Below are 11670 nucleotides of genomic sequence, written 5' to 3'. Positions count from 1 at the left end.
GTAACCGGCCGCTCGAGGCCGCCTTCTGAGGTGTGTCGCTTGGGAGTAAGTTGACGTCATTATTGGCGTCAATACTGACGTCGCTTGTGGATGGTGACGATGCGGGCTGAGATCCTGGTAGGTGTCGAGCGGCGGCGTCGCTGGACGGATGAGCAGAAGCTACGGATCCTGGCGGAGGTCGGGATCGACGGGGCCAGTGTGGCGGACGTGGCCCGGCGGCACGCTATCGCACGGCAGCATCTTTATCAGTGGCGGGCCTGGTTCCGGCGTCGCCAGCCGGCCGTCCCGGCCCCGTCGGAAGTCTGTTTCCTGCCGGTGGAGCCCATCATGGATGCGCCCCCCTCAGGCGAGCCGCCCCGCCTCGAGATCGTGCTGGCGAACGGACGCATCGTGCGGATTGCCGGTGATGCACCGGATGCAACGATCGCCCGGCTGATCCGGGTGGCGGAGACGGCATGATCGGGCTGGCGAGTGGCGCTCGGATCTATCTGGCCTGCGGTGTCACCGACATGCGCAAGGGCATCGGGGGGCTGGCCGCCCTGGTGCAGGACACATTGCGGCAGAACCCGAGTTCGGGTGCGATCTTTGCGTTTCGCGGCCGACGCGGTGACCGGATCAAGCTGCTGACCTGGGACGGCCAGGGCTTCTGCCTGTATTACAAGGTGCTCGAGCAAGGACGTTTTCCCTGGCCGACACCGGCCGACGGGGTCGCGCGACTGACCGCGGCACAGGTCGCCATGTTATGGGAAGGGATGGACTGGAGACGGCCAGCCTGGTCGGCGCCGCCGTCGCGAGTAGCGTGATTTTTCGATCGAAACCGGATTAAAACCGCCGAATTCCGCCAGTTCTCTGCTATTCTTTCGGCATGACAATCGGCGCTGACATCCTGCCCGACGATCTGACCGCGCTTAAGGCGATCATCCTGGCCCAGCAGGAGCAGATCGCCCGACTGACGGCATCGGAGCGGACCTACGATGCGCTGGTGCAATCGCTCAAGGTCACCATCGCAAAGCTGCGGAAGCAGAAATTCGGCGTCAGTTCGGAGAAGATCGAGCGCGAGGTCGCACAACTCGAACTGCTGCTCGAGGACGTCGAGATCGCCATGGCGGCGGCGGATCTTTCTGCTGATCCGGTGGTCTTGCCGAATACGGACACGACATCGGAGGCCAGGCCCGAGCGCGGCAAGCCGCGCGTGTCCGACAGCGTCCCCCGCGAGCAGGTCGTGCTCGATCCCGGCGAAACCTGCGCCGCATGTGGCGGCCCGCTGCGCCTGGTGGGCAAGGATGTCGCCGAGATCCTCGAACTGGTGGCTGCCCGACTGAAAATCATCGAAACGGCACGGCTGAAGAAATCCTGCCGGTGCTGCGAGACGATGGTCCAACCGGCAGCTCCTCCCCGGCCGGTGCCACGCGGCATGGCGGGTCCCGGCCTGCTCGCCCATATCCTGGTCTCGAAATTTGATGATCACCTGCCGCTGTATCGGCAGAGCGAGATCCTGGCGCGGCAGGGTGTCGAGATCCCGCGCTCGACGCTGATCGACTGGTGTGGTCAGGCGATCGGAGTTCTGCGCCCGCTGGCATCCCGGATCCGGGACGTTGTCACGGCGTCCGATCACCTCCACGCCGACGATACCCCGATCCGGGTGCTCGACCCGCGCCTGCGACAGATCGGCACAAAGCGCGGCGTCAAGGAAGGGCGCATCTGGACCTATGTGCGCGATCCGCGCCCCTGGGGCGGATCCGATCCACCGGCCGTTGCCTACTGGTTCTCGCCCGACCGACGCGGGATCAACCCGCAAACCCATCTGGCAAAATTCTCGGGCATTCTGCAGGCTGACGCCTATGGCGGGTTCCGTGCGCTTTACCAGCCCGATGCCAGCGGCGTTGCCCGCGTGCGCGAAGCCGCGTGCTGGGCTCATTGGCGGCGGGATTTCCACGATGTCTGGCAAGGCAGCGGCTCGGCGCTGGCGAAAGAGGCGCTCGACCGGATCGGGGCGCTGTATGACATCGAGCGCGCCATCAACGGGAAACCGCCCGAGCAGCGCCTGGCGGTCCGGAACGCCGAGAGCCGCCCGCGTGTCCTGGCGTTCCACGCCTGGTGCGAAACGCAGCTCGCGCGGATCCCGGCCAAGGGCGAACTGGCCAAGGCCATTCGCTACGCCCTCAATCGCTGGGCTGCTTTTACGCTGTTCCTGGAAGACGGCCGCGTTGCCATCGACAACAACGCCGCCGAACGCGCCGTGCGCCCCGTCTGCATCGGCCGGAAAAACTACCTGTTCGCCGGGTCGGACGCGGGCGGCGACAATATCGCCGACGCCATGACCCTGATCGAAAGCGCCAAGCTCGCTGGCCTCAACCCGCAGGACTATCTCGCCGACACGATCGCCCGCATCAACGAGCACAGGATCAACCGCCTCGACGAGCTCCTGCCCTGGAACTGGCGGCCTCTCGCCCCAGCACAGAAACACGCCGCCTGAACACCGCGGCCTTGAGCGGACGGTTACCTCTTTCTCGAGAGGCCGAACGCGAGCGCGTAGCCATTCCGGAGGAAACAGCGCCCAATCTGCCCAAAAGGCAAACCAAAAGCCACCTCGGGTGCCGTCAGTCAGTACGACAAAAGCCCAAAATCACCAGCCAGATGCTTCAACCAACGGTTCTTCGATCCCTCCATATGCAAGCGATTTTTTATGTGTCGTCAATTATTTTCGTGATGATGTTTTTTCATTCAGTTTTTTAATTGGGTTCAGGGAATTTCATGTCAAGTCGGGAATGGTAAACGCAGACACTGGGAGGATCGAGATTCGGGACTGCTCCCACTATTTCTCATTTGAAACAGGTGCTTTGCATCAAAAAGTTCATGTTAGCTCTTTTGGCTGTGTCAGTCCTATGTGTGACAATTACTCGTGCCATTGTCAGCGTATCGAGCACGTTTTCTACTGCCTGCTCTGATGTAGAATCAAGATTACTGGTCGCTTCATCCAGAAACAGAATACGGGGCGTACGATAAAGTGCTCGTGCCAAGATCACACGCTGACGCTGCCCTCCCGACAAGGTATGCCCCATCTCGCTAATCAGCGTCTCGAACCCCATCGGCATGCGCTGGATATCCGCCAGGATCTGAGCATCTCTCGCGCACTCTACAACCCGGGCTAGGTCCATTGCCTCATCAAAACCAGCAATATTTTCCGCAATACTGCCTGACAGAAGAATATCGTCCTGAAGCACTCCCGCGATTTGAGATCGATATGCTTCGCGGTTAGACGGCCCCAGCTCTACGCCGTTCCACAGAATCTGTCCTTCTTCCGGCTGAACCAGCCCCATCAGGATCGCCAACAATGTCGACTTTCCACAGCCCGACGGCCCCGTGATTGCGAGACTTTTTCCTGCTGGAACTTGCAAATTTACATTTCTAAAAACCCAGTTATCTTCCTTGCCATACCGGTAGCCTACGTTCCGACACTCGAGGACTGCTCCGTCAGTCTCAGTTTCAGAGGCAGGAAAAGCAGCAAGCTTAGAGCCCCTGTCACCCTCCGACACCTCGGCGTCGGCCAACGCAATATCCGACAGTCGGTCACACTGTACGCGCAGATTTCTAATCTTGAATCCAGCAGTTACCAGACTGCCGAAACGGCTGGAAAACTGGTCGCGATAACTCAGGAAAGCCACCAGCATTCCGACCGACATCTCCGCTGAAAGCACCATTCGCGCCCCTAGAACCAACATAAGCACTCGGTCGATACCGAACAGCGCCTCCTGAGCACGCGCGAAAATCAAATCGTATCTCTGGATCTTCAGACCTGCATTGATGCTATCGACCAGCTTGTTCCCCCAAGCAATTTTCCGGCGGTTCTCTAACGATAGCAGTTTGATCGTGCGCATCCCGCGAAGCGTCTCGAGAAAATGTCCTTGCTGGGCTGCTCCATGAACCAGTGCCTCTTCCGATATTTCTCGATAGGGTCCAAACAGAATAAGACGGATTATCAGATCCAGCACCGACGATACCACGACGATCGCCGCGAGCCATTTGCCGTAGATCACGATCATAACGAACATGCCGACTGCCATGATCCCGTCCATGATGCTCTGAACAAGATCGGTAGTGAATGTCTGCTGGATCGTCCCAAGACTTCCGAAGCGCGACAGGATGTCGCCGGCACCGCGCTTGGAGAAGAAATCCTGCGGTAGTCCCATCAGATGAGTAAATAGGCTGACATTCCACTGCACCGAAATTCGGGTGGATAGCAACATCACCATCCAGGAGCGAAAAGACGCGATGACAACCTGCCCAGTAATGAGGATCGCCAACCCCGCAGCAACCGTCCAGAGAAGCGAGCGATCACCCGTTGTCAGCACTTCATCAATAATCACCTGTGAGAGCATGGGATTAACGAGTGCAATCACCTCCAGTCCAAGCGATAGTCCGCCGAGCGCAAGAAGCGCTCCCTTAAGCCCGGAGATATTCTGGAACATATCTCCGATTTTCAGGAACCGGCGATCGTCGCGTTTTTCAAATTTTGCTGCGGGCGTCAGCTCCAAGGCAACACCCGTGAAATGTCGAGACACTTCTTCGATCGATAGCGTCCGTGCACCTCGTGCCGGATCGTTGATCAGGGCTTCATTGTCCCTCAATGACACCAGAACAACGAAATGGTTGAAGTCCCAATGCAGGACACAAGGTAAGGAGAGTTTTCCAAGCGCTGAAAGATCAAGCTTGACCGGGCGGGCATTCAGGCCAAAGCGATCCGAAATTTTAATCAAAGTACGTAGATTGAGGCCTGATCCCGAAACGGCGGCCTGACGACGGAGAGTTGCAAGATCAATCAAATGCCCCTGATAGCACAGGATCATGGCAAGACAGGCCAGGCCGCATTCTGCTGTCTCGGTCTGGAGAATAACCGGCACCTTGCGCCGGAAGCCCGTCTGGATCACCTTGAGCATCACAATGTCCCTTTTCGAGACATTAAATCAGAAGTCGACACCGACCGTAGTGTCGCAGATACTGACAAAACAGGATCTAGTAGCCACTGATATAGTCGCCTCTTATCAATGGCGATATCTGCCTCTACAGCCATACCGGGTGTCAGACGCTCCTGTTTCCCATATGCCACGATGTAATCCTGATCGGGGCGGACCCGGATCCGGTAGATATCACCCTGTGGCGATGCCGAAGTCGTAGAAGCTGCCGTTTCGGAAGTCCGTTCGTCTTTCGGTACGTTGCCAATCCGTTCCGGGAGTGGCGCTTTCGTAACCTCAACAACGGTGCCTTCATGCAATCCGAACCGTTGATAAGGATAAGCCGCGTATTTCAGCAAAACCCGCTGCCCCGGCCTCACGAAGCCGATAGCCCGGCTATTGACATACAGCTCGGCCAGAAGCTCTCCGTTGTCCGGAAGCAGACTGGCCAGAGGCTGCCCAACCGAAACCCTTTGACCCACCGACACACGGACACCGTCCACGGTGCCGCTAACACGCGCATCGATTACCGTTTCTGCCTGTCCATGCGCTTGCGCAATTTGGCGGCCCAGATCCGCCAACCGGACATCAATATCATTGAGGTCCTCACTCGTCTTGTAAGAATGCCGGTCGATTTTGTAGTGCAGATCTGTTATCTGACCGCCAGTCTCTACCAATGTCCGCAAGGTCTGCGAATGCGTGTTCATAAACTGAACATAAGTATAAAGCTGACTTTGGAACTGGCTTTCTGTCACCAGATGCGTTCCGATCGCCGTTCGCATCTCATTCATTGCCCGCTCGATCAGCGGCAAGGAAGCATTATCCCGGCTAATCTGATCGTTCAACATGGACTGCTGCTTTTGTAACGCTATCAGTTCTTCTTTGTAGGAAGCCAATTCGAGTGGGGAATCCTGTGTCAGAAGCATCCGCCGCCTTGTCAGCAGGGTCTGCTCGGACAACAGACTTTCGAGAGATTTCTGTCCTGTCGCCCCATCCTCCGACCAGCTGGATACGTCCAAGGAAAACAGTCGATCTGAGGCCTTTATGTGAGCGCCTTCCTTTACCGCAACTTGGGAGACAACCCCATTCTGATCAGCCTCCGCGATAACAAGACCTTCTGGCGGAAGCATCAGACCATTAGCGTGGATGCGGCGCGTATAGCTGCCAAAAACAACATAAACACCAAGGACAACGACCAAAAAAACGGTACAAAGAGACGCAATCCGCCCAGAAAGCGGCTCAATGATCTGAACAGAACCAATCCAGGCTTCCTGACGCCATTTGAGCGCTTCCGCCCGAAACAGTGGGCGAGATGCTTCCTCCGACACAATTCCCTCACAGGCTCAACCGAAAAATCAGAAAACAATCTATCGATACTAGATTGATAGATTAGGAGGTTTCAGACAACAATCAAGAAATAAGACATCGTGGGATGACAGACAATTTTCAGAAAAATCCATCATCAATGCTTGATTTTATTCATAACGCTGATACTCGTTACGAACCCGGCTTATGCTGACAGGCCGGGAACCATGACACTCACCGAAGCCCTCGCGCTCGCCTATCACTCCAATCCCCAAATTCTTAGAGAACGATCTGTTCTCGAGCAAACGGATGAGGCCGTCCCAAAAGCTCTTTCTGGCTGGCGTCCTACGATCTCGGGAAACGCGGCTGCCAATTACAGCCAATCCAACTATGTGACTTATCCCTATGGCGGCTCTTTCCGCTACGATCAGCGTTTTGCCGCGCCTGGATATGGTGCCGGCGTCACTATTACCCAGCCTTTATTCATGGGCGGGAAAACGATAGCTTCCACCCGACAGGCCATGAATACAGTCCTTCAGGAACGGGCAAACCTGATACAGACGGAACAACAGGTCTTTCAGAACGTCGTTTCGGCGTATGTATCTCTGGTTCAGGCCCGCAAGGTTCTTGTCCTAACTGTAAGGAACGAAAAGACACTTGAAGGTCAGGTTCAATTGACGACACACCAGCTCGCCCTGAACCAAGCTACGCAGACCGATGTTCTTCAAGCAAAGTCACAATATGAAGCGGCCAGGGCAGCGACACGCCTAGCCGAAAGCGATGTCAACGTGGCAGAAGCAGCTTTTGAGCGCATGATCGGCAGGCCTGCCCCCGACCGCCTGCTGGTTCCATCGCCCGTTACAGTTTTGCTTCAATCGACAAACGATGCACAACAAGCGGCTCTCGAAAATGCCCCCCAAATCAATACAGCAAAATTCGCACTTGCTGCGAGCCAGAACGCAGTCAAAGTTGCGATCGCGGGTCTGCTTCCGCAGATTTCTGCACAAGCCGCTTACGCACGGCAGGTGAACCAGAACGAAGCCAAGTTCACGCAAAATGCCGCATCCGTGACCGTTCAGGCCAGTATTCCTCTTTATCAGGGCGGGGGAGAATACGCCCAGATCCGAGCAGCTCGTCGTGCGGTCGATGCAGCACGACATGAGCTGGAAAACCAGCGTAGGATTGCCATCCAAACGGTCATTAGTGCGTGGCAAAGGCTTGGATCCGATCGTGATCAGCTCATCCGTAACAAACAAGCCGTTTCCCTGGGGGAAGATGCATTACGTTCAATCCAGCAACAGGAATTGCTAGGTGTCCGGACAACCTTTGAGGTTCTTCAGCAACAGCAGCTTCTTTTTCAGCAGCAAAAGACGCAGCTTCAAAACGTTGCCAACACTGTTATCGATTCCTACGCTCTCGCTGCTGCAATCGGACGCCTCACAGCCAAGGATCTTCAGCTTGATGTCACGCCTTACGATCCTACGGCTCACCTTAAACAGGTAAAAGGGAAATTATTTGGCACTAAATGAGTAATTGTTATACTTAATTGTTTTATTATAATATGCAAGCGTTTAACATATATGTAAATATTCATTTTAATCATAGATCCAGATAATTACTTATAAATAAGCAGAAATAATACTCAGTAGCTTTCGCTCTTTTTGTAGATGAAGCTGCAGTAATGCTCACTTTCCTTCTCTTGTGTTAAAACCCGTTTGCACAGATCGATTTCGTCCCTGTGCCGGTCAACGAAGTTGTACCGGTTCAGCATGTCCTGCCAGAAGGTTGGATCAGCCCGCTCCATGATCCCTGCCCCCACATAGGTTCCTGTGCCCGGCAACGAGTACATGGCCAGATCCTGACGCACCCAGACGGGCATGCAGGCAAGCAGCGCAACAGGGGCCACAACCCCGACCAGAAGCCCCACACCGAACAGGATCCCGAGCAGCCTCTTCTGCCGCATCGCATCACGCAGCTGAGGCAGGGCAGAACGCAGAGCCTCACTCTCCTTCGACAGAGACTTCTCAACCACACCAACCCCGGATAGGGCCCCCGTCAAACGCTCACTGACAACCCGCTCGATCCCGACCCGAAACTCGGCCGGGGACATCCGCAACACCGAACACCCCTCGATCTCGCCAAGACGCTGCTCGATGACGCCGATCGCGCGCTTGACCTGCCCCAGATCCAGGCTCGTATCCGGCGGCATGGCATCGCGCCAGTCCTCGGGCAGACGCTCCACCGATTTGCGCAGGACCGAAACCTCGGCCCGCAGATCATCGAATGCCTGTGCTGCATTACCGCTCATTCTAACGCCCTCTGCTCCAGCCTGTGTCACGCTTCGGTGCGGGCTCTGCCTCGGGCCTGCGCTCATGCCCCAGACGCGGCGCACGTTTCTTCGGCACATCGAGCGCCCGGATCGACAGATCCAGCACCGAGCCCGGCGTCACCCCGAATGACGCCCCCTTGCGCCGCAAAAGTGAGCGCATCTCTGCATCCTTCCCGAGCTGCACTAGCGCCTCATCGCGCGCCTGAGCGGTCTCAAGCCCCTCCCAGACCCTCATGAAACGCTGCGCCCTTAATCCGGGGGACCGCCGTATCCTGGCTTCCTGCAGGATCGCCCGCGTCAGGACCACACCACGCTCCACCCCCTCCAGGGTCAGGAGCGCCACACGCACATCGTCTTCATGCCGCAGGGCCATGAGCAGATCATCAATGGCACCCGGACGCACACGCTCCAGAGCCTTTGTCGCTCTATCCAGCGACTGCTCCTGATGCGTCAGAACAGGGAGCCGCGCCTCATGCATCCGCCCCACAGCCAGAAAGGCCTGCGCATACCGGGCAACAGCCCGCTCAAGCATGTCCTGAGGATCGGAAGCAGCAACAGGCACCCGACGATCGGGATTGAGACGCAGCGAAGCAAAGGCATCATCCTGCCCCCTCGCGGCAACACCCAGATCCAGCCCCGCAAACGGATCCTCACCCAATTCCGGCAGCACGATCCGGCTTTCCGGCACACCAAGCCCACGCCTGCGCGCATAGGCCCGCGCTGATCTCTCTGAACTCTGTCGACCACCACCAGGCCCCTGAGGATAATCCAGCGTGGTATCCTTGAGCCGCTCGCGCGACAGACGCCGCACCAGCCCATCCCGATCCCCGACATCGTCTTGCGCCCAGTGAACCGACACGGCCTCGCGATGACGCGACAGCGCCACATAGGCGCCATGCCGGTCCATGCTGCCCGTAGCCAGCACATGCGCCCGATCCACCGTCACACCCTGCGCCTTGTGAATGGTCGCCGCATAACCATGATCCAGCGCGTCATACGCGCGCAGCGACACGGACACGACATGCCCCACATCACCCACACGCGCCCCATCCAGCCGAACCGAGACCACAACCCCGACTTCATCATCGCCGGACAGATCACAGATCGTCCCCAGCGTCCCGTTCTTCACCCCGAACCCACGATCATTGCGCAGGAAATACACCCGATCCCCTGGCGCAAACACGCGCTCACCCTGCGCCGTCATCACGGACAGCGCCCGCTCGCGATCCAACTCACCGGCTTCCAGACACAGGGACCGCGCCGCCTCATTCAGGGCCCGCACATCCACCCGTCGATGCGCCAGCATGATCTGACGGCAACCTGAAGTTGCTCCGCCTCCCGCCCGCCAGGACGCCACAACGGCCGCACGCGCCGCCTCCAGCGTCTCATGCCCCCGCACCATCCCCGCCGCCTCATAGCGATCCAGCGCAGTACCCGTGCGTCCCGTCGCCAGCTCCTTCGTGGCCTCCTGCTGCCACCCCGCGCCCTGCCGGCGCACAGTCGTGATCTCGACTGATCCCACACGCTCGGCCACAGCCCGGAACGCCGCCCCGGCCTCGATCGCCTGCAGCTGCTCGGGATCCCCCACCAGAACCAGCTTGGCCCCAGCATCCTGTACGGCAGACAAAACGCGCGCCATCTGGCGCGATCCCACCATCCCGGCCTCATCGACCACCAGCACATCACCACGCGCAAGCAGATCCACACCCGCCACCCAGCCCCGCTCCAGCGAGGCCAGGGTCCGACTCTCGATCCCCGATCCTGCCTCCAGCCCTTCCGCCGCAATGCCCGAGAGCGCCGCCCCCCGCACACGATACCCGGCTGTCTCCCACACGGAACGGGCCACACCCAGCATCGTGCTCTTGCCCGTACCAGCGTAGCCCACCACCACAGACAGATCCCGCGACCGCGTCACCTCCCCAAGGGCCAGAGCCTGCTCTTCTCCAAGATCATTCCGCCCCATGGCCGCACGACGCAGACCCACCGGCACCGCATGAGCCTGTCTCTGCCCCAGAGCCAGACTGGCCGCTTCCAGCCTCTGCTCGACCGCCACCATCTCCCGTGACGAGAACCGCTCGCGCCCATACCCGTCACGACCCAGCACAACCAGCTCGGGACACGCCTCGACCTGCGCCATCACCGCACCGAACTGCGCCTCATCCACCGTATGGCGATGGACGAACCGCGCGAGATCCTGGCGGGTGAAACTGCTCTGCTGTCGTGTCAGCGCCTCCAGCGCCAGAACAGGCGCGGCCAGCAACCGCTCGCCGTTACGCCGCGCAATCTCCAGATGCTCGGCCGCCCGTTCCGCCTCTTCGCCCCGCTCTTCGCGACGCATCCCGGCAGGGCCGATCTTGTTCTGCGGCTCCAGAGCAATCCCCTGATCGGCAAGGGACCGATGATCGATGCGCACATCGATATCCAGGGCGGCCAGACGCTCATTGGCCAGAGCCGCCCAGCGCTCCCGCCAGACCCTGAGCAAGCCCCGGTCATTCCATTCCGTTACCTTGAGACCGAAACCCGCCTCACTGACCGAACGCATGGACAGCATCACATGGGCATGGGGCTTGCAGACAATCTGCCCGTTCTCATCCTCCACCCGATCCCAATGCACATTGAGATCGGCCACCATGCCACGGGAGACGAACTGCTCGCGCACGAAATCCCGCGCCAGGGCAATACCCTGCGCCTGGCTCATCTCACGCGGAATGGCGAACTCCACCTCACGCGCCAGCTGGGCATCCTTGCGCTTCTCGCCAGCCTCGACCTCGTTCCACAACACAGACCGATCACGCAGTCGCTCCGGCGCTCCCTCGGGCATCAGGATCTCGGAATGAACGACATCCTCTTTCCTGCTGAAATCATGGGCACGATCCAGTCGCTCATCCTGCAGACAGGCCGCCGCACGGTAGGCCGCAGCGGCTACCGCACTTCGGCCCGTGGCCCGGCTGATAACTTTCACATGCAGGTGGTAGATCGCCATGGGGGCACGCTATCACCTGCAACGCGTCATGTCATCCCATGACATATAAGCGCGCACTTCCACATCGAGGCCAAAACACATCCGCTCCAGTTCCACCCAGA

The 11670-nt window shown here is 58.7% G+C and carries 8 protein-coding genes; 4 read left to right on the top strand and 4 right to left on the bottom strand.

Features of this window, described 5'->3' with window-relative positions; translation table 11 throughout:
- The first annotated feature begins 99 nt into the window (after positions 1-99).
- The 3 genes from tnpA to tnpC all read left to right on the top strand — a co-directional run bounded on the left by tnpA (position 100) and on the right by tnpC (position 2476).
- Complete coding sequence (tnpA, locus tag ED655_RS15230) at positions 100-459, top strand: IS66-like element accessory protein TnpA (protein WP_122050964.1); 360 nt, start codon at positions 100-102, stop codon at positions 457-459.
- A complete protein-coding gene (gene tnpB / locus ED655_RS15225) occupies positions 456-803 on the top strand; it encodes an IS66 family insertion sequence element accessory protein TnpB (RefSeq protein WP_122050961.1) in 348 nt (115 codons plus the stop codon). The genes tnpA and tnpB overlap by 4 nt, the downstream gene beginning before the upstream one ends.
- Before the next feature lie 62 nt (positions 804-865).
- Positions 866-2476: an IS66 family transposase gene (tnpC, locus tag ED655_RS15220; RefSeq protein WP_122050960.1), complete on the top strand. Its 1611-nt coding sequence runs from the start codon at positions 866-868 to the stop codon at positions 2474-2476.
- A 346-nt stretch (positions 2477-2822) separates the two neighbouring features.
- On the opposite strand, the gene ED655_RS15215 is transcribed toward tnpC, so the two are convergent.
- Entirely contained in the window at positions 2823-4937 is a 2115-nt protein-coding gene (locus ED655_RS15215) for a peptidase domain-containing ABC transporter (protein WP_122050958.1), read from the bottom strand.
- A complete protein-coding gene (locus ED655_RS15210) occupies positions 4937-6280 on the bottom strand; it encodes a putative HlyD family type I secretion protein (RefSeq protein ID WP_162993566.1) in 1344 nt (447 codons plus the stop codon). Before ED655_RS15210 ends, ED655_RS15215 begins: the two co-directional genes overlap by 1 nt.
- Before the next feature lie 204 nt (positions 6281-6484).
- Between ED655_RS15210 and ED655_RS15205 the strand changes: the two genes are divergently transcribed.
- Entirely contained in the window at positions 6485-7786 is a 1302-nt protein-coding gene (locus ED655_RS15205; protein WP_122050955.1) for a TolC family outer membrane protein, read from the top strand.
- A gap of 113 nt (positions 7787-7899) precedes the next feature.
- Here ED655_RS15205 and ED655_RS15200 read toward each other — a convergent pair whose 3' ends face one another.
- Positions 7900-8565: a DUF6118 family protein gene (locus tag ED655_RS15200; protein WP_122050953.1), complete on the bottom strand. Its 666-nt coding sequence runs from the start codon at positions 8563-8565 to the stop codon at positions 7900-7902.
- Position 8566: 1 nt separating this feature from the next.
- On the bottom strand, positions 8567-11569 hold the full coding sequence (traA, locus tag ED655_RS15195) for a Ti-type conjugative transfer relaxase TraA (protein WP_122050952.1): 3003 nt from the start codon (positions 11567-11569) through the stop codon (positions 8567-8569).
- Between the last annotated feature and the right edge of the window lie 101 nt (positions 11570-11670).

Origin of the sequence: Asaia bogorensis (assembly GCF_900465345.1) — a bacterium.
GTDB classification, from domain to species: Bacteria; Pseudomonadota; Alphaproteobacteria; order Acetobacterales; family Acetobacteraceae; genus Asaia; species Asaia bogorensis_A.
Note: the sequence above shows the minus strand (reverse complement) of the source record. Positions and strands in the feature narration are given on the sequence as shown.